This is a genomic window from Pseudomonas sp. S34 (assembly GCF_009866745.1).
Classification (GTDB): domain Bacteria; phylum Pseudomonadota; class Gammaproteobacteria; order Pseudomonadales; family Pseudomonadaceae; genus Aquipseudomonas; species Aquipseudomonas jessenii.
In genome coordinates this window covers 4,063,389-4,087,499 of sequence record NZ_CP019398.1, presented here as the reverse complement: position 1 = coordinate 4,087,499, position 24,111 = coordinate 4,063,389, and the positions used below count along the sequence as shown (strand labels likewise).

The following is a 24,111-nucleotide window of genomic DNA, read 5'->3' as shown; positions in this document are numbered from 1 at the left end:
GGGAGCGGGCTTGCTCGCGAACGGTCTCAAGCCGAACATTGCCAGTGCCGATCACTCGTCATTCCACTTGGCGCAATCGCTTGTAAAGGGTATTACGGCTTACTCCGAGCCTGCGCGCCAGATGGGAAATATTCCCCCCAACCGCCTGCAGCTGCCGATTCAACTCCTCGGCATCATCAAGATCAACCGCCAACGGCTCCGGCGTCTCCACCGGCTCCATCTCCAGATCGACAAAAAAATCATCCGGCAAATGCTCCGGCCTTATCGGTTGTTCCTCGGCCATGGCCAACGCCACCTGCATCACGCTGCTGACCTGACGCAGGTTTCCCGGCCACGGATGGCGCTCGAACAGCTCCAATACCTCGCGGCTCAGTCCGGCCCATTGGCTTGGTTCGCGATGCTGTTCCCACAGGCGTTTGAACAACGCCTCTTTATCACTGCGCTCTCTTAACGGTGGCAGTTCCAGGGTCAGGCCGCCGATGCGGTAATACAGGTCCTCACGAAACCGCCCCAGTTGTACCTGTTCGCGCAACGAGCGATTGGTCGCTGAAATGATGCGCAAGTCCACAGGAAACAACTCGCTGCTGCCCACGGGCTGCACGCAACGCTCCTGCAACACCCGCAACAGTCGCGCCTGGGTTGGCAGTGGCATATCGCCGATTTCATCGAGGAACAGCGTGCCTTTGTCAGCCTTGCGGATCAGGCCGATGCTGCCTTTCTGGTTGGCGCCGGTGAACGCGCCTTTCTCGTAGCCGAATAGCTCTGACTCGACCAGTTCGGCGGGGATCGCTGCACAGTTCACCGCAATAAACGCCTGTTTGCTGCGAGAGCTGGCCTGATGCAGGGCTTTGACGAAAACTTCCTTGCCGACGCCAGTCTCGCCGTGGATTAACAGCGGAATGTCTTTTTCCAGCAACCGCTCGGCCTGGCGCACAGCTTTTTCCACGCGGCTGTCGCCGAAGTGCAGGGTGTTGAGGCTGATCGCGGCCGGTGTTGGCGCAGTCACGGCAGGTTCGGCGAACACTCGCGGCTGAATCGGAACCTGCTTGGGTCTTTTCAGCAGACACTGGAAGCGGTTGCGCCCGGAAGCCTGCAGCGAGAAGGGCAAGCCTTCGGGTTGGTTCAACAACTCCAGCAGCGAGACCTTGAACAGGCTTTCGACACTGACCCGCGACAGGCTGATGCCCAGCAGGTTGTCGGCCCGGCGGTTGGCCGACAGCACTTGGCCGGTTTCATCGAATATCAGCAATCCGGCCCACTGACTGTCGAGGTTGTTCAGCCCGGTGTTGAACGTCAGCTGAAAATGCTGGCCATGGAACAGGTTGAGGATCAACCGGTTTTCCACGGTCTGGCTCATCATCTTGACCATGCCCAGCGTGTGGGAGGGCGGCAGGTAGCTGTCGCTAGACACGTCCAGCACCGCGATCACCTTGCGCTCGGTATCGAATATCGGCGCGGCGGAACCGGTCATGAAGCGGTTGGCCTTGAGGAAATGTTCGTCGTGCTCGATGTGCACCGCTTGCTCGCAGGCCAGGGCGGTGCCAATGGCGTTGGTGCCGGTGCAGCGTTCCATCCAGCTGGCGCCGGCGCTGAAACCCCGGGCCAGTTTCGGTTCGATAAAACGCTGGGTGCCCCACGACGTGAGTACCTGGCCCTGATGGTCGGCGAGCATGATCAGGCAATTGGAGTTGCTCAGGATGTTCTCGTAGTAGGGCAGCACTTCCTGATGGGTGGTTTGCACCAGTGAATGCTGGCTCTCCAGCAGTTGCGCGATGCCCGCGGCCGGCAATTGGTCGAATGCCGGTGTGCTCTGATGACTGAGGCCGAACGCGCGGCAACGGGACCAGGAGTCCTGGATGATGGCGTCGTGGGACAGCGGCGAGGCGGGTGCGGCCATGGCAGTCAGTCTCTGAATCAGCATTTTTATTGTTGTTATGGGCAGCTCGGCAACACACCGAACTACAGGTGGGAGCGGGCTTGCTCGCGAAGGCGGTGTATCAGTCAGATCATCGCTGAATGACACACCGCCTTCGCGAGCAAGCCCGCTCCCACAGGATCTGCGTTTATTTCCATGTTCCGGGAAAGGCACAAAACATCCGTAGAGTGTTGTTCACTAATGTTCATTGTCAACCGTTGAAGTGTTCAGTTGTTCAGTCGCGGTTGTTCATTTGTGTTCAGCAATGAACGTGACTCTGTAGTCATTTTCAGGAATTTCAAACTGAATCAATCGTTTGCAATTTCTGGCACAAATGTCGCTATACAGCTCCGGTCGCTTGACTCCAATAAGAAAAAGGCCGAGCCATGTCACTCACCCTGGAACACGTCAGCCGCACCGTCGAGGGCCAGACCTGGATCGATGCTGCCAACCTGAGTTTTGAACCCGGTTCCTTCAACGTTTTGCTGGGTCGCACCTTGTCCGGCAAAACCAGCCTGATGCGCCTGATGGCCGGTCTGGACAAGCCCGACAGCGGTCGCATCCTGATGAATGGCGTCGATGTCACCCAGCGCCCCGTGCGCTTGCGCAATGTGTCGATGGTCTATCAGCAGTTCATCAACTACCCGACCATGACGGTGTTCGACAACATCGCCTCGCCGCTGCGTCAGGCCGGTGTTTCCAGCGAGCAAATTCAGAGCAAGGTGCTGGAAACCGCGAAGATGCTGCGCATCGAGAAGTTTCTCAAACGCTATCCGCTGGAGCTTTCCGGTGGTCAGCAACAACGCACGGCCATGGCCCGGGCGCTGGTCAAGGACGCCGAGCTGATCCTGTTCGACGAGCCGCTGGTCAACCTCGACTACAAGTTGCGCGAAGAGCTGCGCCAGGAAATGCGCGAGCTGTTCAAGGCGCGCCACACCATCGCGATCTACGCCACCACCGAACCCAACGAGGCCCTGGCCCTGGGCGGCACCACCACCATTCTTCACGAAGGCCGGGTGATCCAGAGCGGCCAGTCTTCGTCGGTCTATCATCAGCCGCAAACGGTGCTGGCGGCGGAGCTGTTTTCCGAGCCGCCGATCAACCTGATGCCGGGGCGCATTGCCGGCAACGAAGTGAGTTTCGCCAACTTCGTGCACTTCCCGCTGAACGTCGATCTGCGCCCGGTGGGCGAGGGCGAGTTCCGTTTCGGCGTGCGACCCAGCCATATCTCGCTGGTGCCGAGCAACGACGATGACCTCGAATTGGCGGTGACTGTCGAAGTCGCGGAAATCAGTGGCTCGGAAACCTTTCTGCACGTGCGCAACGAGCATTTCCTGCTGGTGCTGCACTTGCCCGGCGTTCACGAATACGACGTCGATGCGCCGATCCGCATCTACATCCCGACCCATAAACTGTTTGTGTTCGATACGCAGGGGCGGCTGGTCCAGGCGCCGGGCCGGCGTGTCACGAGGGTTGCCTGATGGCCGAAATCCGTTTGCAGAACCTCGCCCACAGCTACACCAAGACTCCGGCGGGACCGGAGGACTACGCGATCCGCGAGATGGACCACATCTGGGAGCAGGGTGGCGCCTACGCCTTGCTCGGTCCGTCGGGCTGCGGTAAATCAACCTTGCTCAACATCATTTCCGGGCTGCTCAGCCCGTCCCAGGGCCATGTGCTGTTCGACGGCAAAGCGGTCAACAACCTGACCCCGGAGAAGCGCAACATCGCCCAGGTTTTCCAGTTCCCGGTGGTCTACGACACCATGACGGTGTTCGACAACCTGGCCTTCCCGCTGCGTAATCAGGGCATGGCCGAGGCCCGGGTGCATAGCAAGGTGCAGGAAATCGCCGAAGTTCTCGACCTGCAGAACCTGTTGAGCAAAAAGGCCCGCAACCTCACCGCCGACGAAAAACAGAAAGTCTCCATGGGGCGTGGGCTGGTGCGCGACGACGTGTCGGCGATCCTGTTCGATGAGCCGCTTACGGTGATCGACCCGCACCTCAAGTGGAAACTGCGGCGCAAGCTCAAGCAGATCCACGAACAGTTCAATATCACCATGGTCTACGTCACCCACGATCAGCTGGAGGCCTCGACCTTCGCCGACAAGATTGCGGTGATGTACGGCGGGCAGATCGTGCAATTCGGTACGCCAAGGGAGTTGTTCGAGCGCCCGAGCCACACCTTTGTCGGCTACTTCATTGGCAGCCCCGGGATGAACCTGATCGAGGTGCAGCCGCAACCGGGTGGCGTCGGTTTCGCCTCGACTCACCTGCCGCTGTCCGAGGCGATGCAGCAGCGTATTGCTGAATCGGAGTGGAAAACCCTGAAGGTCGGCATTCGTCCGGAGTTCGTCCATGTGTGGGACGAAGCCTTTGATGACGCGCTGCGGGCACAGGTCGTACACGTTGAAGACCTGGGCACCTACAAGATCATGACCCTCAACCTCGATGGCGTCCCCCTGAAAGTGCGCCTGGCCGAAGACAAACCGGTGCCGCAAGGCACGGCCTACATCAGTTTTCCGGCGCAGTGGCTGATGGTCTACGCCGATGAATTTCTGCTCGAAGCCAATGCCAACCAAGAGGCGCAGCCATGAACAAGGTGCAGAACAACAAGGCCTGGTGGCTGGTGCTGCCGGTGTTCCTGCTGGTGGCGTTCAGTGCGGTGATCCCGATGATGACCGTGGTCAACTATTCGGTGCAGGACATCTTCGACCAGTCCAGCCGCTACTTCGTCGGCGCCGACTGGTACAAGCAGGTGCTGCTCGATCCGCGCCTGCACGACTCGTTGCTGCGCCAGTTCATCTACTCGGCCTGCGTGCTGTTGATCGAAATCCCGCTGGGAATTGCGATTGCCTTGACCATGCCGACCAAGGGACGCTGGTCGTCGGTGGTGTTGATCATCCTGGCGATTCCGTTGCTGATCCCGTGGAACGTGGTCGGCACCATCTGGCAGATCTTCGGCCGGGCCGACATCGGTCTGCTGGGGGCGAGCCTCAAGGCCATGGGCATCAGCTACAACTATGCGGCGAACACCATGGACGCGTGGGTCACCGTACTGGTGATGGACGTCTGGCACTGGACCTCGCTGGTGGCGCTGTTGTGCTTCTCCGGCCTGCGGGCGATTCCGGACGTGTATTACCAGGCGGCGCGGATCGACCGTGCCTCGGCCTGGGCGGTGTTCCGGCATATCCAGTTGCCCAAGCTCAAGAGTGTGTTGCTGATCGCGGTGATGCTGCGCTTCATGGACAGTTTCATGATCTACACCGAGCCCTTCGTGCTTACGGGTGGCGGTCCGGGCAATTCCACGACCTTCTTGAGCCAGACCCTGACGCAAATGGCGATCGGGCAGTTCGACCTGGGGCCGGCCGCCGCATTCTCGCTGGTGTACTTCCTGATCATCCTGTTGGTGTCCTGGCTGTTCTACACCGCCATGACTCACTCCGACGCCAACCGCTGAGGCCATCATGAGCAAGAGAAAGCTGATTCCACTGCTGATCTACATCCTGTTCCTGCTGGTGCCGATCTACTGGCTGCTGAACATGTCCTTCAAGAGCAACAGCGAAATCCTCGGTGGCCTGACGTTGTTTCCGCAGGATTTCACCCTGGCGAACTACAAGGTGATCTTCACCGATCCGAGCTGGTACACCGGCTACATCAACTCGGCGTACTACGTGAGCCTGAACACGATCATTTCCCTGACCGTGGCCTTGCCGGCGGCCTATGCGTTCTCGCGCTACCGCTTCCTCGGTGACAAGCACCTGTTCTTCTGGCTGCTGACCAACCGCATGGCGCCACCGGCGGTGTTCCTGTTGCCGTTCTTCCAGCTGTATTCCTCGATCGGGCTGTTCGATACCCACATCGCCGTGGCCCTGGCCCATTGCCTGTTCAACGTGCCGCTGGCGGTGTGGATTCTCGAAGGCTTCATGTCCGGCGTGCCCAAGGAGATCGACGAAACCGCCTACATCGATGGCTACAGCTTTCCCAAGTTCTTCGTGAAGATTTTCATCCCGCTGATCGGCTCCGGCATCGGCGTCACGGCGTTCTTCTGCTTCATGTTTTCCTGGGTCGAACTGCTGCTGGCGCGAACCCTCACTTCGGTGAACGCCAAACCGATCGCAGCGGTGATGACCCGCACCGTCTCGGCATCCGGTATCGACTGGGGCGTGCTGGCGGCGGCGGGGGTGTTGACCATCCTGCCGGGCATGTTGGTGATCTGGTTTGTTCGCAACCACGTGGCCAAGGGCTTTGCCCTGGGCCGGGTATGAGGAACTGATGATGGAATGGATGAGTTGGACCGTCCCCACGGCGGCGTTCTTCGGTGTCATTGCCTTGATCCTGGTGGGCATGACCACTTGGGAATTGCGTTCGCCGAGCGTGCTCAGGCGAGGTTTTCTACCGATTGCCACCACCCGTGGCGATCGGTTGTTCATCGGTCTTCTCGGCAGCGCCTACCTGCATCTGCTGGTAATCGGCGTCACCGACTGGAGCATCTGGGTCGCCTTCGCGATGTCCCTGGTGTGGCTGTTGGCTGTGATGCGTTGGGGCTAGTCGAATCGCTCGGCAATGTTGCTCCGAAACTCAATAAGGAGGTCTCTATGTTCGACAAAAACAATAAGCTGCGACATAGCATTTCATTGGCAGCCATGCTGGCACTCAGCGGTTTGAGCGCATCTGCCTGGGCTGATGCCTATGAAGACGCGGCGAAGAAATGGATCGGCAGTGAATTCAAGCCGTCCACCCTGACGGCCGATCAACAACTCGAAGAGCTGAAGTGGTTCATCAAGGCGGCTGAGCCGTTTCGCGGGATGAGCATCAAAGTGGTGTCGGAAACCATCGCCACCCACGAGTATGAGTCCAAGGTGCTGGCCAAGGCCTTCACCGAGATCACCGGGATCAAGCTGACCCACGACCTGCTGCAGGAAGGCGACGTGGTGGAAAAGCTGCAGACCCAGATGCAGTCGGACAAGAACATCTATGACGGCTGGGTCAACGACTCGGACCTGATCGGTACACACTTCCGTTACGGCAAGACCGAATCGATCACCGACCTGATGGCCAACGAGGGCAAGAACTTCACCTCGCCGACCCTGGACATCAAGGACTTCATCGGCATCTCCTTCACCACCGCGCCGGACGGCAAGATCTATCAATTGCCCGACCAGCAGTTCGCCAACCTGTACTGGTTCCGCGCCGACTGGTTCGAACGCGCGGACCTGAAAGCCAAGTTCAAGGAAAAGTACGGCTACGAGTTGGGCGTACCGGTGAACTGGTCGGCCTATGAAGACATCGCCAAATTCTTCAGCGAAGACGTCAAGGAAATCGACGGCAAGCGCGTTTACGGGCACATGGATTACGGCAAGAAAGACCCGTCGCTGGGTTGGCGTTTCACCGATGCCTGGTTCTCCATGGCAGGCGCTGGCGATAAAGGCATACCTAACGGCTTGCCGGTGGACGAGTGGGGGATCCGCGTCGAGGATTGTCATCCGGTCGGCTCCAGCGTGACCCGCGGTGGCGACACCAACGGCCCGGCAGCAGTGTATGCGACCACCAAGTACGTTGACTGGATGAAAAAGTACGCGCCACCGGAAGCGGCGGGCATGACTTTCTCCGAATCAGGTCCCGTGCCATCCCAGGGCAACATTGCCCAGCAGATCTTCTGGTACACCGCGTTTACCGCCGACATGACCAAGCCTGGCCTTCCGGTGATGAACGCCGACGGCACGCCGAAATGGCGCATGGCGCCGTCGCCGAAAGGTCCGTATTGGGAAGAGGGCATGAAGCTCGGTTATCAGGACGCCGGTTCCTGGACGTTCATGAAGTCCACGCCTGAGAAGCAGAAACTGGCGGCCTGGCTGTACGCGCAGTTCGTGACCTCGAAAACCGTGTCGCTGAAGAAAACCATCGTCGGCCTGACTCCGATCCGCGAATCGGACATCAACTCCCAGGCCATGACCGACCTGGCGCCGAAACTCGGTGGCCTGGTGGAGTTCTACCGCAGCCCGGCCCGCGTGCAATGGACCCCGACCGGGACCAACGTGCCTGATTATCCTCGCCTGGCGCAGTTGTGGTGGAGCCACATCGCCGAAGCCGCCAGCGGCGAGAAAACCCCGCAAGAGGCGCTGGATGGCCTGGCCAAGGATCAGGACGCAATCATGACCCGTCTGGAACGCTCGAAGGCACAAGCCACCTGCGCCCCGAAAATGAATCCAGAGCGCGACGCGCAATACTGGTTCGACCAACCGGGCGCACCGAAGCCGAAACTGGCGAACGAAAAGCCTAAGGGTGAAACCGTGAGCTACGCCGAACTGCTGAAATCGTGGGAGGCGGCGCGCAAGTAAAGCACTGGAGTTGTGAAAGGCGAACGGCACCGGGAGGTGCCGTTTTTTATAGTTGCTTGTGTCACCGCATTCGCCGGCAAGTTGGCTTGTTGGGTCGCCGCATTGCAGCGAAAACGTCGTTGAAACGATGTCGATAGTTCAGATCACCGCGCCACCCTCGGTTCGTGCAAGCCGGTCAGATCTCAATTGAGAGCTCGCCACCCTCGGCATATGTGCAACAAGCTAATGCGAAACCCGCCTCCAGTTCCGTAGTGCTGAGCGAGAAGTCAGGCGCTCTTTTGCATGCCCCGGAAATAACCTTGATCCTGCAACTGCCACAGATGCCTGAGCGACACTGACTGCGGATGGGTACCTGGTTGGCTTCCAACGCATCAAGCAGCGTTTGTCCACTACTGACCTGGAAATGGTGGTCCTGCTGATTTGATCGAGCACAGACAGTGGTCAGCGGGCTGTGTTCGGCTGCTGGTTCTGACTGTTCCACGCTGCTGAACGCTTCAATGAAACAGGGGATGTTGTGATTCAGCTCCTTGACCAATACCTGCTGGGCGACGGAAAAGCCATGGCTGCCGCAAATGACTGCCGCGTCGACGGGAACTGAATCCGGTAAGGAAAGTTTAACCAGCCGTCCTCCGGTAAAGTGGTGAGAGTGTGTATCGATTGATTCTCGAGTAATAAAAAAACGAACGTTGAACCAGTTCGATCGAAACGCTAAGGCGAGGAGTTCCGCGAGGAAAGGTATGCTCGCAATCGTAGGTGAACTAACCAGCAGCGTTACTCTGGGAATGGGTTTATCTTTGCTTTCAAGCTCGACAAGGCTACGGATCAGCGCGATCGGCAATGTGATGCCGATACCGCCTGCCAGCATCAAGACATGCCGGTAGGCGATAATACTGTCCGAAGTGATGTTGCCACCAACGTTGGAAAAACAAAGGAGTGATCCGCAGCCAACGTTCGAATACAAAGTGTCCGATACTCCATTGTTGCCGGTGCGCTTGACCGTGATTTCAATTTGATTGATATCTCGCACCGCCGTGATCGAGTAATTACGTTGTTGTGCCGTGCCAGAGCGGTCTGGATGATTGATCGCAATATATCGTCCCGGCTTTAATTCATTGGGTTCAATGCATTGGGGCAATCGCAGCAGGTAAGTCTTCGTGTTGGTTGCTGCATCTGAGATTTTCTCGCAACTCAAGAACGTAAGCCGCTCCATGGTCGTCCCCTTCATGGTAAAGAGATAAGTACGTTTTTAATGAGTTGTTCAAGAAGTGCCAACTGATATCAGTGGGTTTCTTCGAGACCTATTCTGCTCAGCAATTTGTCGACCGACTCGGTGTAAACGTTGACTTCGCCAAGTGTTGCCGTGTCGTGGATGATGTCCGCATAGCGAGGCAGGCGAGCATGAGAAAATGCCATTTCCCACGCCCCCATTTCATTGTTTGCAAACATTGATACGGTTTTCTTGATAATGGTCTTTAAGTGCTTTTTTTCATGTTGAGACAGCGTCGATATCAGATCTGCCGCTACATAACTGAATACGCTGGAATGGCTCCATTCATCCATTGCATGGGTCTTGGTGACTTGATGGCAAATGCTTTGAACGGAACTGTCTTCGGCCAACGTTTTAAGATAGTCCGTAATCAGCGTTTCACTGGCACAGGCGATACCGAAGCGAGTGAGCCTGCGCTCCCATTCGGCAGAACAGGACGATAGCACCCAGTTTTTCCATTTGATCAGGTTGAAGTCGGTGAAATTCAGGTGTGCAAGATCTCGGTGGTGATAAATGTAGTTGCATGCAGTGACCGACATCTTGGTGTGCAGTGCCTCATCAAGCAGTGCTTCGGAGATAGACTCCTGAAGCAATGCTCGATTCCTGGTTGCGCTGGGTGGCGTTTTGATGATGTCTTCGCAGGCTGGCGTGACGATGTCGCATTCGATATAAATGGTTTTCAGGTTGTAGATGATCCATGCATAGGAAAGGCATGTTGATTTCATTTCGGGAGAGGCTTCGATCCAGGCAGGGTGATTTCTGAAGGGAAGCAAGCTCTCGCAAAAGTCGTTTTTGCCGGGATCGAAGGCTAGCTCGGAATAAGTAGGTTGTTTGTTATTGACTGCGGCTCGGGTGCTCCAAAGCACCGAAAGTTTTTCGAGCATCTGTGCAACCGAGTAAGTTTGAATGTCGTGAGTGTTCATGATAGTTACCTTTTGTTCTAAATAGTCGGCCCGATGAGCTTTGTTAGAGTGGCAGGTCGAGCCAGTTTGAAATGATTTTCGGGGCAACGGTTTTCAATGACTTGCCGTGTAAAGCTACCTGTCGACGCAAGTCGCGAGGGTCAATTGAGGCCATGTTCAATTCGGCTGCGTGACCGATCAGCCATTGTTCAAAGCGGTCAGGATCAATTTCCAGGTGGAACTGTAGACCCAGTATGTTTTTGCCGACACTAAACGCCTGATTGGCACAGAGTTTACTGCTCGCCAAGTGATGAGCCCCTTTGGGGATGTCGAATTGATCTCCGTGCCAATGCAATACGGCGACATCGTCGTTCAATAGATCAAGGCAGGAAGGGTGTGCGTCATTACTCAACTGTAAAGGGCTGAAGCCAATCTCCAAGTGCCCCATTGGATAAACGGAGGCTCCCAACACCCTCGCTATCAGCTGGGCACCAAGACAGATTCCCAACGTTTTCTTGTTGCTTTGCAAACGTGCGGTGATAAGTGCAATTTCATTTTCTATGAATGGGTATTTTTTTTCATCATAAGCACCGATCGGCCCTCCCAATATCACCATCAGATCAGGCGTTATGGGATCAACTGCCTGCAGCTCTTCCGAAGTGGCATCAATAATATGAATATTATAATTGCGTTGAATCAACGGCTGTTCAAGTGTGCCAAGATCTTCAAAGTTTAAGTGTCGAATCACGAGTGCGTTTTTCATTGTGGCCCGTTTCTTGTAGTTGATCTGGGCGATAAATTAAACTCGGTACTCAGGTGTTGTCGAACGGCAAAATGTAAGAATTATGCAATAACATCTTTATTTGTTTGGGTTTTTATCCGTCGCCGGCCTCAATTCACTATGAATGCGAGGACTTTCTGACTCGGTCTTTAGGGGGGAGCGTGATGCAAACGCCGAATAAAGATTGAATATATGTGACAAGAACTGACGTTCACATGGGAAGCATCCCTTCGGAAACCTGAATCAATAGCTGTTTGCAATGCTTGGTTCTTGCTGTCGGCGATTTCTGATGGGACATACAGATATTCTCCAGCAATAGGGTGGGCATCGATCTTAAAAAAAACAAACGCAAAAACGCCACTCGGAGGTGCCGTTTTGTTTGGCCAGTGCCCCCGGATCGCCCCCGGAGCGGGCTCGCGAACAGGCCATCCGCTGCGCTGACATAAATGTCGGCAGCGTTCTCAATGAGCTTTCTGGCTTTACCCGAAAGCTGCGGATCATCACTGAGTGTCCAGAGTAAATTACGCGTGTCGAGTAGAAGCCTCATTCGTGAGTGCTTTCAAAAACATCAAGCATTTCAACTGGTAGTGGCGCGTCAAAATCTTCTGGAAGCACCAATTTGCCTTTCAACGTTCCGATTCGCTGCCCGACATTACCTTTGCGTTCGGCAGCAAAGGCATCGAAACCCTCTACGATTTCGGAAAAAATCTCACGTTTTATTGTTAATTCTCGCATTGGTTTATCAATCTAGAAGTCATTCAAGATAGAACCAAGTGCTCAATGCTGGATGTAGGACGAGGCGGGTAATCCCGCGTGAGCTTTCGGGGATTGTCGGAGGAGGGGAGCGCGCCGGTAACATATCCTACAAACGCAAAAACGGCACCCGAAGGTGCCGTTTCTGTTTACTACTGAATGGCTCTAAGCGATCAACCCGCCAGGCCCGACTGTTGAACCAGGTTCAGCAGCGGTTGTGGGTACAGGCCGAGGAAGAAAGCCAGTACCGCGATGGCCAGCAGCATCACGCCGCCTGCCTTCTGTTCCCAGTGCAATTGAGCGTCGACGCGGCGCAGGTTTGGCTCGATCAGGTACAGGGTGACCATCACTCGCAGGTAGTAGAACACGCCGATGGCACTGCCCAGTACCAGGGAGCCGACCAGCCACCACTGATGGGACTCGACGCCGGTGGCGATGATGTAGAACTTGCCGATGAAGCCTGCGGTCAGCGGGATACCGGCCAGGGACAGCATCATCACGGTCAGCACGGCGGTCAGGTACGGACGGCGCCAGAACAGGCCGCGGTATTCGTACAGGGCGTCTGCGTCACGGCCTTTGTACGGCGAGGACATCAGGGTGATCACACCGAAAGCGCCGAGGCTGGTGATCACGTAGGTGACCAGGTACACGCCGATGGCTTCCACGGCCAGGCCCTTGCTCGCCACCAGGGCGATCAGCAGGTAGCCGAAGTGGGCGATGGACGAGTAACCCAGCAGACGCTTGAGGTTGCTCTGGGTCAGGGCCAGCAGGTTACCGAACAGGATCGACGCGATGGCGATGATGGTCAGCACGTCGCTCAGCACACCGCTGCTTGCCGCTGGCGAGATCTGGAACAGGCGCACCATCACCGCGAACACAGCCACTTTCGAAGCGGTAGCGAGGAACGCTGCGACCGGCGCCGGAGCACCTTCGTAAACGTCTGGTGTCCAGAGGTGGAAGGGCACCAGCGACAGCTTGAACGCCAGGCCGATCAGCATCATGCCCAGGCCCAGTTGCGCCAGCGAGCTTGGCAGACCAGTGGCCGCCAGCGCCTGACCGATGCCGACGAAGCTCAGGGAACCCGAGTCTGCGTACAGCAGCGCCATGCCGAACAACAGGAACGCGGAGCCGGCAGCCGACAGCACCATGTACTTGATACCGGCTTCCAGCGAACGCTTGTTGAAGAAGGCATAGGCCACCAGACCGTAGACCGGCACCGACAGCAGTTCCAGACCGATGAACAACCCGGCCAGGTGCTGCGCGCTGACCAGCACCAGGCCACCGGCGGCGGCCATCAGGATCAGCAGGTACAGTTCTTCACGGTTGCCCGGGTAACCCGTGCCGCCATCGCCGAGGTAGGCGTGGGCGAGGGTGACACAAGCGAGGGTGGCGACCAGGATCAGCGCCATGTACAAGCAAGCGAAGCTATCGATTTGCAGCAGTGGGGTCACAGCCAATGGCGCGACCTTCAAGGCTGGCAGGATCGACAGCAACGCCAGGTTCAGACCCGCCACCGACAGCAGGAAGGTCTGGGAGTGGTTGCGGCGCCAGGCGATCGCCAGCATCACCACGATGATCGTGGCGCTGGTGATCAACAACGGCGCAAGCGCGATAAAGTGTTGAGTCGTGAATTCCATAGCGCTCTTACCGGGCCGAAGCGAGTTGAGTGAAGGCGGTGCCGAGCCATTGCTGCACGCCATGCATCGTAGCGGCAGAGGTATCGAGGAACGGTTGTGGGTACACGCCGATGTAGATCAGCAGTGCAGCCAGACCGACCACCATGATCAGTTCGCGACCGTCCATGCCATGCAGCACCGCGTCCGACTTGGCCGGGCCGAAGAAGGCACGGTGGACCATGATCAGCGAGTAGACCGAACCGAACACCAGGCCGGACGTCGCGATGATGGTGACCCATGGGGCGATCGGGAAGGTGCCGATCAGGATCAGGAACTCACCGACGAAGTTACCGGTACCCGGCAAGCCCAGGGACGCCGCCGCGAAGAACAGGCTGAGGGCCGGCAGGTAAGCGATCTTCGACCACAGGCCACCCATCTCGCGCATGTCGCGGGTGTGGGTGCGTTCGTACAGCTGGCCACTCAGGATAAAGAGTGCCGCCGCCGACAGACCGTGCGCCAGCATCTGCATCACCGCGCCCTGCAGCGCCAGTTGGCTGCCGGAGTAGATGCCGATCAGTACGAAGCCCATGTGGGAAACGGACGAGAAGGCAATCAGACGCTTGATGTCGGTTTGCGCGAACGCCAGGAACGCACCGTAGAAGATCCCGATCAGGCCCAGGGCCATTGCGAACGGCGCGAACTCGGCCGAAGCATTCGGGAACAGCGGCAGGGCGAAACGCAGCAGACCGTAGGCCGCGGTCTTCAGCAAGATACCGGCGAGGTCGACGGAGCCTGCAGTCGGCGCCTGGGCGTGAGCGTCAGGCAACCAGGAGTGGAACGGTACGACCGGCAGCTTGACCGCGAAGGCGATGAAGAAGCCGAGCATCAGGATGTACTCGGTGGTCATCGACATCTTGGTCTTCAACAGGTCGGCGTAGTTGAAGGTAATTACGCCGGTGTCGTTGAAGTTGACCAGTACCAGGCCCAGGATCGCCACCAGCATGATCAGGCCGGAAGCCTGAGTGAAGATGAAGAACTTGGTCGCCGCGTAGATCCGGGTTTTCTTGCCGTCCGAAGAACTGTGACCCCAGAGCGCGATGAGGAAGTACATCGGCACCAGCATCATTTCCCAGAAGAAGAAGAACATGAACAGGTCGAGGGCGAGGAACACGCCGACGACACCGCCCAGGATCCACATCAGGTTCAGGTGGAAGAAGCCCACGTGACGCTGGATCTCTTTCCACGAGCAGAGTACCGAGAGGACACCCAGCAGACCGGTCAGCATGATCATCAACAGCGACAGGCCGTCGAGGGCCAGGTGCACGTTGATGCCGAAGCGCTGGATCCAGACGTGCTTGAACTCAAGCGCCCAGGTCGGGTCGGCGCCAGGCGCCGGGGCAAATGAATAATCACCGTTGGCCCACAGCCAGAGGCCGAGGGAGAGCAACAGGGACATGGTGATCAGCGCAATCCAGCGGGGGAGGGTGGCGCCGAAGCGCTCACCCATCCAGCACAGCAGGCCGCCGATGAAGGGGATCAGGATTAGCCAAGGCAGAATCATGACGGGCTCAATTCCTTTCGCAAGTTCGCAAGGTTCATATCAGACCGCTACCAGCACGACGGCGCCGATAACCAGCACGGCACCAGCAGCCATCGAGGCGGCATACCAACGCAGTTGACCAGTCTCGGTACGGCTCAGGGCGGTGTGACCGCCTTTGGCCATGCGCGGGATCAGACCGATGGTCTGGTCGAGCGGGTCTTTGCGCAGGATGTGGCTGATCGCCAGGTATGGCTTGACGAACAGTTTGTCGTAGATCCAGTCGAAGCCCCAGGCAGCGAACCACCAGGCCGAGAGGAAACGGCCGATGCCGCTGTTGGCGATGGCGGTGACGAAGCGACGCTTGCCGAGGAACAGCAGCGCGGCCAGCAGGATACCGGCCAGGGCGATGGCGCCCGAGGCGATTTCCAGGCTGTGCTTGGCTTCGCCGCCGGCATGGCCGACGCTTTGCGGCAGTACACCGTGCAGCGGTGGAACGATCATCGCGCCGACGAAGGTCGACAGTACGATCAGCACCGACAGTGGCAGCCAGTGAGCGATGCCGTGACCGGCGTGGGCTTCGGTCTTCGCTTCACCGTGGAACGCAATGAAGATCAGGCGGAAGGTGTACAACGAAGTCATGAATGCGCCGACCAGACCTGCGTAGAGCAGACCGTTGTTGCCGCTGGCGAACGCTTCCCAGAGGATTTCGTCCTTGGAGTAGAAGCCTGCGGTTACCAGTGGCAGGGCCGCCAGGGCCGCGCCGCCGACGATGAAACTGGCGTAGGCCAGTGGCAGCTTTTTCCACAGACCGCCCATCTTGAAAATGTCCTGCTCGTGGTGGCAGGCAACGATCACCGCACCGGAGGCAAGGAACAGCAGGGCCTTGAAGAAGGCGTGGGTCATCAGGTGGAAGATCGCGCCGTCCCAGGCGCCGACGCCCAGGGCCAGGAACATGTAGCCGATCTGGCTCATGGTCGAGTAGGCGAGGATACGCTTGATGTCGGTCTGGACCAGTGCTGCGAAGCCAGCCAGGACCAGGGTCACACCGCCGACGATGCCCACCAGGTGCAGGATTTCCGGCGCCAGGGTGAACAGGCCGTGGGTACGGGCGATCAGGTAGACACCGGCGGTCACCATGGTTGCGGCGTGGATCAGTGCCGAAACCGGGGTAGGACCGGCCATCGCGTCCGCCAGCCAGGTTTGCAGCGGCAGTTGCGCGGATTTACCGACAGCACCACCGAGCAGCATCAGGGTGGCCATGACCATCCAGAAGTCGCCGGACTGGAATTTCTGCGGAGCCAGCACCAGCAGCTCCTGAACGTTCAGCGTGCCCAGTTGGGCAAACAGAATGAACAGGCCGATGGCCATGAACACGTCACCGATACGGGTCACGATAAAGGCTTTGAGTGCGGCGTTACCGTTGTTGCGGTTGCTGTAGTAGAAACCGATCAACAGGTAGGAGCACAGGCCCACGCCTTCCCAGCCGAAGTACAGGAACAACAGGTTATCGCCCAGCACCAGGAACAGCATGCTGGCGATAAACAGGTTGGTGTAGGCGAAGAAGCGCGAGTAACCGGCTTCACCGCGCATGTACCAGGACGCGAACAGGTGGATCAGGAAGCCGACGCCAACCACCACACCGAGCATGGTCAGCGACAGGCCGTCCAGGTACAGGGCGAAGTTCGGCGTGAAGCCTTCCACCGCCATCCACTGCCACAACACCTGGGTGTAGTGGCCGCCTTCAGGTGGTGCGACATTGAATTGCCAGATCACGTAAGCCGCGACGATGGCAGACAAGCCGACGGAACCGACGCCGATCAGCGCCGAAAGGTTTTCCGAGAGACGGCCGCGAGAAAACGCCAGCAGCAGGAAACCGATGAGAGGGAACAGGAAAGTCAGATAGAGAAGATTCATCCGCGCATCTCACTGGCAGCGTCGATATCGAGCGTATGGAAGCGGCGATACAGTTGCAGCAGAATCGCCAGGCCGATACTGGCCTCGGCGGCTGCCAGGCTGATCACCAGGATGAACATGATCTGTCCATCCGGCTGCGCCCAGCGGCTACCGGCAACGATGAACGCCAACGCGGAGGCATTCATCATGACCTCCAGGCTCATCAGCACGAAAAGGATGTTGCGGCGGACCATCAGGCCGACCAGACCGAGGCAGAACAGGATGCCGGCGACCGCCAGACCATGCTCCATGGGGATAGCAGGCATCGTCATTGCTCCTTGGCTTCGTTGCGGCCCAAGTGGAACGCCGTGACGGCTGCGGCGAGCAGCAGCATCGAGGCGAGTTCGACCACCAGCAGGTACGGACCGAACAGGCTGATGCCCACGGCCTTGGCGTCTACGGTGGTATGGCCGATGGCTTCACCGGTCTGGTGGGAGAACAGCACGTACAGCAGTTCCACCAGCAGCAGCGCAGCGAGGAGCACCGGGCCGCCCCAGATACCGGGCTTGAGCCAGACGCGCTCTTGCTGAACCGAGGCCGGGCCAAGGTTCAGCATCATCACCACGAACACGAACAGCACCATGATGGCGCCAGCGTAGGCGATCACTTCCAGGACGCCGGCGAACGGCGCGCCGAGGGCGAAGAAGGTCATCGCCACGGCAATCAGCGAAATGATCAGGTAGAGCAGGGCGTGCACAGGGTTGGTGTTGGTGATCACGCGAAGCGTGGACACCACAGCGATACCCGATGCGAAATAGAAAGCGAATTCCATCTTTCTTCCTTAAGGCAGCAAGCTCTTCACGTTGATCGGCTGGGCTTCGTTCTGCGCGGAGCCTTTCGGCTTCCCGGCAATCGCCATACCTGCAACACGATAGAAGTTGTAATCAGGGTTTTTGCCGGGGCCGGAGATCAGCAGATCTTCTTTCTCGTAAACCAGGTCCTGACGTTTGAACTCGGCCATTTCGAAATCCGGTGTCAGCTGGATCGCGGTGGTCGGGCAGGCTTCCTCGCAGAGGCCGCAAAAAATGCAGCGCGAGAAGTTGATGCGGAAGAAGTCCGGGTACCAGCGACCGTCTTCGGTTTCAGCTTTCTGCAGCGAGATGCAACCGACCGGGCACGCCACGGCGCACAGGTTACAGGCTACACAACGCTCTTCGCCGTCGGGGTCGCGGGTCAGGACGATACGACCACGGTAGCGCGGCGGCAGGTAGACCGGTTCTTCCGGGTACTGCAGCGTGTCACGCTTGCGGAAGGCGTGGCCGAAAATCATCACCAGGCTGCGAAGCTGGGTGTAGAAGCCATGCACGATGTCAAATATGTACTTCATGATTCTCTATCCTCACTGAGCCGCGACGGCGGGCGTGTTGAGCAACACGATCGCAGCGGTCACCAGCATGTTGACGAGGGTCAGCGGCAGGCAGAACTTCCAGCTGAAATCCATCACCTGGTCATACCGTGGGCGCGGAATCGAAGCGCGCAACAGGATGAACATCATGATGAAGAACGCGGTTTTCAGTGCGAACCAGATGAACGGGATCTGCGGCAGGATGCCGAACGGACCGTGCCAGCCACCGAAGAACAAGGTCACCAGCAGCGCCGAGATCAGCACGATGCCGATGTACTCGCCGACGAAGAACATGCCCCATTTCATGCCGGCGTATTCAATGTGGTAACCGTCTGCCAGTTCCTGTTCCGCTTCCGGCTGGTCGAACGGGTGACGGTGAGTCACGGCCACGCCAGCGATGAAGAAGGTCAGGAAGCCGAAGATCTGCGGAATGATGAACCACAGGTTCTGCGCTTGATATTCAACGATATCGCGCATGTTGAACGAGCCGACCTGGATCACGATGCCCATCAGCGACAGGCCCATGAACACTTCGTACGACACGGTCTGCGCCGAGGCGCGCAAGCTGCCCAGCAGGGCGAACTTGTTGTTGCTCGACCAGCCGGCGAACAGCACCGCGTAGACCGACAGGCCAGCCATGGCGAAGAAGAACAGGATACCGATGTTGATGTCCGCCACGCCCCAGGTCGGGGTGATCGGGATGATCGCGAAGGCAATCAGCAGGGCGCTCATGGCGACTACCGGTGCCAGGGTGAAGATCATCTTGTCGGCGAATGGAGGCGTCCAGTCTTCCTTGAAGAACATCTTGATCATGTCGGCGGCGATCTGGAACGCGCCGAACGGACCGACGCGGTTCGGACCGTAACGGTCCTGCCAGAGGGCGAGCAGACGACGCTCGACCCAGCTCAGCAGGGCACCGCAAACCACCACGGCGAGCAGAATCACCACGGCCTTGAGGACCGTGATGATGATGTCGATCACTTCAGGAGTGAACCAGGTCATTGAGCTGCCTCCTGCAGACCATCAACGGATTTGCCAAAGATCGCTGGCGGAATGCCGGCGATGCCCGCAGGCAATGCCACCAGACCGGCGCCGAGCTCTTCGTTGATGCGCAGCGGCAGACGCAGGGTCTGGCCAGCGACATTCAAGCTCAGCATCGCGCCGTCATTGACACCCAGGCGGTCGGCTTCGGACTTGGCCAGTGACACGTAGGCGGCCGGGATGCGTTCCTGAACCGGAGCGGCTTTCGAAGAGTTCTCTTCACTGCCGAACAGGTGGAAGAACGGCACGACTTGCCAGGTGCCCTGGGCCGGGTTGAACGCGCGCGGAACACTGGCGAACCAGTTCAGCGAGTCACCGCTGCTTTCGATCAGGCGGGTGCCCGGGTCGCCAGCGCGGATGTGACCACCGACTTCGTCCTGGAACTTGTTCCAGGCCTGCGGCGAGTTCCAGCCCGGAGACCAGGCGAATGGCACTTGCTGACGCGGTTCGACCGAGCCCGAGTAACCTTCCATCGAGAAGTTGAACGCGGTGTCGTTGTCTTGCGGGGCACGCGGTTCGTGCACGTTGATGTCGGCGCGCATGGCGGTACGACCGGAGTAACGCAGCGGTTCGCGGGCCAGTTTCATGCCCTTGATGCGGAACGCGGCGGACGGTGCGGCATCGACGATGCGATTCAGGATCGAAGTGCTGGAAGCGACGGCGGCGGTGGCGTGGTCCAGTTGGGTCCAGTCGATCGGCTGGTTCAGCAGGGTCGCGCGCAGGGCATGCAGCCAGCGCCAGCCTTCGTGAACCAGGATGCTCGCGTCCATGTACTTCGGATCGAAAACCTGGAAGAAGCGCTGGGCGCGGCCTTCCTGGCTGACCAGGGTGCCGTCGCCTTCAGCGAAGCTGGCGGCTGGCAGAACCAGGTGCGCGCGATCGCTGGTGGCAGTCTTCTGATGGTCGGCGACGATCAGCACTTTGGCGGCGGTCAGGGCGGCATCGACCTTGGCCTTGTCGGTACGGGTATACAGATCGTTTTCCAGTACGACGATGGCGTCGGCTTTGCCATCGATCACGGCTTGCAGCGCGGCGTCGACCGATTCGCCACCGAGCATGGCCAGGCCGAGGCTGTTGGCCTCTGGCACGATCAGGCTGATGGAACCGTTCTTCTCGCGCAGCTTCAACGCTTTGGCGATGTTCGCAGCAGCTTCGATCAACGCCTTGGAACCCAACGAGGTACCGGCAATGATCAATGGACGCTTGGCGGCGAGCAGGGCGTCGGCAATGCGCTTGGCCAGTTCGAGTGCTTCAGCATCCAGGCCTTCAACGGCTGGAGCGCTGGCGTCGAGGGCGTGAGCCACGGCGAAACCGATGCGGGCCAGGTCGTCTGGAGCGGCGTGAACGCATTCTTCAGCGATGTCGTCGAGCTTGGTTCCAGCCAGGCTGGCGATGAACAGCGGGTTCAGCGCGTGCTGGCCGATGTTTTTCACCGCGGCGTCGAGCCAAGGCTGGACGCGCATGGCGTCGGCCATGTCTTCGGCCTTGCCCTTGACCGATTGACGCAGGGACAGCGCCATGCGCGCAGCAGTCTGGGTCAGGTCTTCACCGAGGACGAACACGGCGTCGTGGTCTTCGATGTCGCGCATGTTCGGTACTGGCAGCGGGCTGTCTTTGAGCACTTGCAGGACCAGGCGGATGCGCTCCAGCTCGGCAGCTTCGATACCGGAGTAGAAGTGCTCGGCACCGACCAGTTCACGCAACGCGTAGTTGCTTTCGAGGCTGGCGCGGGGCGAACCGATACCGACGATGTTGCGACCGCGCAGCAGGTCCGCGGCTTTATCCAGCGCTTCGTCGAGGCTCAGCTTGGTGCCGCCCGCCAGCTGCGGTTGGCGTGGGCGGTCTTCGCGGTTGACGTAGCCATAGCCGAAACGGCCACGGTCGCACAGGAAGTACTGGTTTACCGAACCGTTGAAACGGTTTTCGATACGACGCAGTTCGCCGTAACGCTCGCCCGGGGAGATGTTGCAACCGCTGGAGCAGCCATGGCAGATGCTCGGCGAGAACTGCATGTCCCATTTACGGTTGTAGCGCTCGGAGTGAGTCTTGTCGGTGAACACACCGGTCGGGCAGACCTCGGTGAGGTTGCCGGAGAACTCGCTTTCCAGGGTGCCGTCTTCAACGCGACCGAAGTACACGTTGTCGTGGGCGCCAAACACACCAAGATCGGTGCCGCCGGCGTAGTCCTTATAGAAGCGCACGCAGCGGTAGCAAGCGATGCAGCGGTTCATTTCGTGGGAAATGAACGGGCCCAGTTGCTGGTTCTGGTGGGTACGCTTGGTGAAGCGGTAACGGCGCTCGTTGTGGCCGGTCATTACCGTCATGTCTTGCAGGTGGCAGTGACCGCCTTCTTCACAGACCGGGCAGTCGTGAGGGTGGTTGGTCATCAGCCATTCGACAACACTGGCGCGGAAGGCCTTGGATTCTTCATCTTCGATGGAGATCCAGGTGTTGTCGGTGGCAGGGGTCATGCAGGACATCACGATACGACCACGGGTGTCGTTCTCGTCGGTGTACTGCTTGACCGCGCACTGGCGGCAAGCGCCAACGCTGCCGAGGGCAGGGTGCCAGCAGAAATACGGAATATCGAGGCCCAGAGACAGACATGCCTGTAACAGGTTGTCTGCCCCATCGACTTCGAGCGCTTTGCCGTCTACGTGGATAGTGGCCATGGTTCAAAGTTCTTCGTTGGCCCGGTGTCAGCGGGCGTGGCTAATGGAATCTTGTTATCCGCGTGAATCAACACAGCCGTTAAAGGCGTCATCACACGAAAAGCGAAGGGCGCGGACCCTTCGCTTTTTAAGCGTTTACGCGCCGACTACGATCGGCCTTGCCAGAGGCGGGACGGCGGCGCTGACAGGCGCGATACCGGCTTCGAACTCATGGCGGAAGTATTTGATTGCGCTGCCCAACGGCTCCACGGCGCCCGGTGCGTGAGCACAGAAGGTCTTGCCTGGGCCGAGGAAACCGACCAGACCCAGCAGGGTCTCGATGTCGCCTGGCTGGCCTTCACCGTTCTCGATGGCCATCAGGAGCTTGACGCTCCATGGCAAGCCATCGCGGCAAGGGGTGCAGAAACCGCAGGATTCGCGGGCGAAGAACTGCTCCATGTTGCGCAGCAGGGACACCATGTTGACGCTGTCGTCCACCGCCATGGCCAGGCCGGTACCCATGCGGGTGCCCACTTTGGCGATGCCGCCGGCGTACATTTGTGCGTCCAGGTGTTCCGGCAACAGGAAACCGGTACCGGCGCCGCCAGGCTGCCAGGCCTTGAGCTTGTAACCGTCGCGCATGCCGCCGGCGTAGTCTTCGAACAGCTCGCGACCGGTGACGCCGAACGGCAGTTCCCACAGGCCCGGGTTCTTGACCTTGCCGGAGAAGCCCATGAGCTTGGTGCCCATGTCTTCGCTGCCTTCGCGAGCCAACGATTTGTACCAGTCCACGCCGTCGGCAATGATCGCCGGCACGTTGCACAGGGTTTCGACGTTATTCACGCAAGTCGGCTTGCCCCACACGCCAACGGCGGCAGGGAAGGGCGGTTTGGAGCGCGGGTTGGCGCGACGGCCTTCGAGGGAGTTGATCAGTGCGGTTTCTTCACCGCAGATATAACGCCCGGCGCCGGTGTGAACGAACAGCTCGAAATCAAAACCCGAACCCAGGATGTTCTTGCCCAGCAGGCCGGCTGCCTTGGCTTCTTCCACGGCACGGTTCAAGTGCTTGGCGGCGGTGGTGTATTCGCCACGCAGGAAGATGTAGCCACGGTAGGTTTTCAGTGCGCGGGCACTGATCAGCATGCCTTCGATCAGCAGATGGGGCAGTTGCTCCATCAGCATGCGGTCTTTCCAGGTGTTGGGCTCCATTTCATCCGCGTTGCACAGCAGGTAGCGGATGTTGATGGATTCGTCCTTTGGCATCAGGCCCCACTTCACGCCAGTGGGGAAGCCTGCACCGCCGCGGCCTTTGAGGCCGGAGTCTTTCACGGTCTGGACGATGTCGTCCTGGGCCATGTCGGCGAAGGCCTTGCGCGCAGCGGCGTAACCGTTCTTGGCCTGGTACTCGTCGAGCCATACGGCTTCGCCGTCGTCACGCAGACGCCAGGTGAGCGGGTGAGTCTCGGCCGAACGCTTGATGCGGTTGGCCGGACCGAAGGAAGTCAGGGTCATACGTAGCCCTCGAGCAATTTGGCAACGCCTGCAGGCTGCACATCACCGAAAGTGTCGTCGTCGATCATCAGCGCCGGCGCCTTGTCGCAGTTGCCGAGGCAGCAGACCGGCAGCAGGGTGAAACGACCGTCGGCGGTGGTCTGACCCAGGCCGATGCCGAGCTTGCTCTGGATTTCGCTGACCACGGACTCGTGGCCGCCGATGTAGCAGACCATGCTGTCGCAGACGCGGATGATGTGACGGCCCACTGGCTGACGGAAGATCTGGCTGTAGAACGTCGCCACGCCTTCAACGTCGCTGGCCGGGATGCCGAGGATCTCGCCGATGGCGTACAGGGCGCCGTCCGGCACCCAGCCACGTTCCTTCTGGACGATCTTCAGGGCTTCGATCGACGCCGCGCGCGGGTCTTCGTAGTGATGCAGCTCGTGCTCGATGGCCGAGCGCTCGGTTTCACTCAAGGTGAAACGGTCTGTCTGGATAAGCGTGCTGTTCATG

General features: G+C 58.9%; 21 protein-coding genes and 1 pseudogene. 6 read left to right on the top strand and 16 right to left on the bottom strand.

Annotation, left to right across the window (positions count from 1 at the left end; all coding sequences use genetic code 11):
* Positions 1–58: 58 nt before the first annotated feature.
* On the bottom strand, positions 59–1,897 hold the full coding sequence (locus tag PspS34_RS18265; protein ID WP_150812607.1) for a sigma-54-dependent Fis family transcriptional regulator: 1,839 nt from the start codon (positions 1,895–1,897) through the stop codon (positions 59–61).
* A gap of 404 nt (positions 1,898–2,301) precedes the next feature.
* Between PspS34_RS18265 and PspS34_RS18260 the strand changes: the two genes are divergently transcribed.
* The 6 genes from PspS34_RS18260 to PspS34_RS18235 are packed head-to-tail and all read left to right on the top strand — an operon-like array spanning position 2,302 to position 8,255.
* Complete coding sequence (locus PspS34_RS18260; RefSeq protein WP_150812610.1) at positions 2,302–3,396, top strand: ABC transporter ATP-binding protein; 1,095 nt, start codon at positions 2,302–2,304, stop codon at positions 3,394–3,396.
* On the top strand, positions 3,396–4,511 hold the full coding sequence (locus PspS34_RS18255) for an ABC transporter ATP-binding protein (protein ID WP_057714146.1): 1,116 nt from the start codon (positions 3,396–3,398) through the stop codon (positions 4,509–4,511). The genes PspS34_RS18260 and PspS34_RS18255 overlap by 1 nt, the downstream gene beginning before the upstream one ends.
* Entirely contained in the window at positions 4,508–5,374 is an 867-nt protein-coding gene (locus PspS34_RS18250) for a sugar ABC transporter permease (protein WP_008046507.1), read from the top strand. Before PspS34_RS18255 ends, PspS34_RS18250 begins: the two co-directional genes overlap by 4 nt.
* Before the next feature lie 7 nt (positions 5,375–5,381).
* Positions 5,382–6,182 (top strand): carbohydrate ABC transporter permease, encoded by an 801-nt coding sequence (locus tag PspS34_RS18245; RefSeq protein ID WP_008046506.1) that lies wholly within the window; start codon positions 5,382–5,384, stop codon positions 6,180–6,182.
* A 10-nt stretch (positions 6,183–6,192) separates the two neighbouring features.
* Positions 6,193–6,465, top strand: a complete 273-nt coding sequence (locus PspS34_RS18240; protein ID WP_057716585.1) for a DUF2160 domain-containing protein — start codon at positions 6,193–6,195, stop codon at positions 6,463–6,465.
* 47 nt (positions 6,466–6,512) lie between these two features.
* The gene (locus PspS34_RS18235; RefSeq protein WP_150755568.1) at positions 6,513–8,255 is read left to right on the top strand and encodes an ABC transporter substrate-binding protein; all 1,743 of its coding nucleotides are present in this window, start codon (positions 6,513–6,515) and stop codon (positions 8,253–8,255) included.
* Between the two features lie 175 nt (positions 8,256–8,430).
* Here PspS34_RS18235 and PspS34_RS18230 read toward each other — a convergent pair whose 3' ends face one another.
* From PspS34_RS18230 to nuoE, 15 genes and pseudogenes are all read right to left on the bottom strand, one after another.
* Positions 8,431–9,465, bottom strand: coding sequence for a 2Fe-2S iron-sulfur cluster-binding protein (locus PspS34_RS18230; protein WP_159390264.1), 1,035 nt, complete (start codon positions 9,463–9,465; stop codon positions 8,431–8,433).
* Positions 9,466–9,533: 68 nt separating this feature from the next.
* Positions 9,534–10,445, bottom strand: coding sequence for a diiron oxygenase (locus PspS34_RS18225; protein ID WP_223473541.1), 912 nt, complete (start codon positions 10,443–10,445; stop codon positions 9,534–9,536).
* A gap of 43 nt (positions 10,446–10,488) precedes the next feature.
* Positions 10,489–11,187, bottom strand: a complete 699-nt coding sequence (locus PspS34_RS18220) for a glutamine amidotransferase (protein ID WP_154861348.1) — start codon at positions 11,185–11,187, stop codon at positions 10,489–10,491.
* A gap of 448 nt (positions 11,188–11,635) precedes the next feature.
* Positions 11,636–11,752: pseudogene (locus PspS34_RS28680) on the bottom strand (PIN domain nuclease); the annotation flags it as partial.
* Positions 11,749–11,940, bottom strand: coding sequence for a hypothetical protein (locus PspS34_RS18210; protein WP_154861347.1), 192 nt, complete (start codon positions 11,938–11,940; stop codon positions 11,749–11,751). The gene PspS34_RS18210 and the pseudogene PspS34_RS28680, both read right to left, overlap by 4 nt.
* Positions 11,941–12,131: 191 nt before the next feature.
* On the bottom strand, positions 12,132–13,595 hold the full coding sequence (gene nuoN, locus PspS34_RS18205; RefSeq protein ID WP_095943711.1) for an NADH-quinone oxidoreductase subunit NuoN: 1,464 nt from the start codon (positions 13,593–13,595) through the stop codon (positions 12,132–12,134).
* Positions 13,596–13,602: 7 nt separating this feature from the next.
* The gene (nuoM, locus tag PspS34_RS18200) at positions 13,603–15,135 is read right to left on the bottom strand and encodes an NADH-quinone oxidoreductase subunit M (protein ID WP_102670548.1); all 1,533 of its coding nucleotides are present in this window, start codon (positions 15,133–15,135) and stop codon (positions 13,603–13,605) included.
* Positions 15,136–15,174: 39 nt separating this feature from the next.
* Complete coding sequence (gene nuoL, locus PspS34_RS18195; RefSeq protein ID WP_150812614.1) at positions 15,175–17,028, bottom strand: NADH-quinone oxidoreductase subunit L; 1,854 nt, start codon at positions 17,026–17,028, stop codon at positions 15,175–15,177.
* Positions 17,025–17,333, bottom strand: a complete 309-nt coding sequence (gene nuoK / locus PspS34_RS18190) for an NADH-quinone oxidoreductase subunit NuoK (RefSeq protein ID WP_007946416.1) — start codon at positions 17,331–17,333, stop codon at positions 17,025–17,027. The genes nuoL and nuoK overlap by 4 nt, the downstream gene beginning before the upstream one ends.
* A gap of 2 nt (positions 17,334–17,335) precedes the next feature.
* On the bottom strand, positions 17,336–17,839 hold the full coding sequence (gene nuoJ, locus PspS34_RS18185) for an NADH-quinone oxidoreductase subunit J (protein WP_053161453.1): 504 nt from the start codon (positions 17,837–17,839) through the stop codon (positions 17,336–17,338).
* A 9-nt stretch (positions 17,840–17,848) separates the two neighbouring features.
* On the bottom strand, positions 17,849–18,397 hold the full coding sequence (gene nuoI, locus PspS34_RS18180; RefSeq protein ID WP_041474818.1) for an NADH-quinone oxidoreductase subunit NuoI: 549 nt from the start codon (positions 18,395–18,397) through the stop codon (positions 17,849–17,851).
* Between the two features lie 9 nt (positions 18,398–18,406).
* Positions 18,407–19,414, bottom strand: a complete 1,008-nt coding sequence (gene nuoH / locus PspS34_RS18175; RefSeq protein WP_090456620.1) for an NADH-quinone oxidoreductase subunit NuoH — start codon at positions 19,412–19,414, stop codon at positions 18,407–18,409.
* Complete coding sequence (gene nuoG, locus PspS34_RS18170; RefSeq protein WP_159390263.1) at positions 19,411–22,125, bottom strand: NADH-quinone oxidoreductase subunit NuoG; 2,715 nt, start codon at positions 22,123–22,125, stop codon at positions 19,411–19,413. The genes nuoH and nuoG overlap by 4 nt, the downstream gene beginning before the upstream one ends.
* A 135-nt stretch (positions 22,126–22,260) precedes the next feature.
* Entirely contained in the window at positions 22,261–23,616 is a 1,356-nt protein-coding gene (gene nuoF / locus PspS34_RS18165; RefSeq protein ID WP_057714158.1) for an NADH-quinone oxidoreductase subunit NuoF, read from the bottom strand.
* On the bottom strand, positions 23,613–24,110 hold the full coding sequence (nuoE, locus tag PspS34_RS18160; protein WP_008020715.1) for an NADH-quinone oxidoreductase subunit NuoE: 498 nt from the start codon (positions 24,108–24,110) through the stop codon (positions 23,613–23,615). Before nuoE ends, nuoF begins: the two co-directional genes overlap by 4 nt.
* Position 24,111 lies beyond the last annotated feature (1 nt).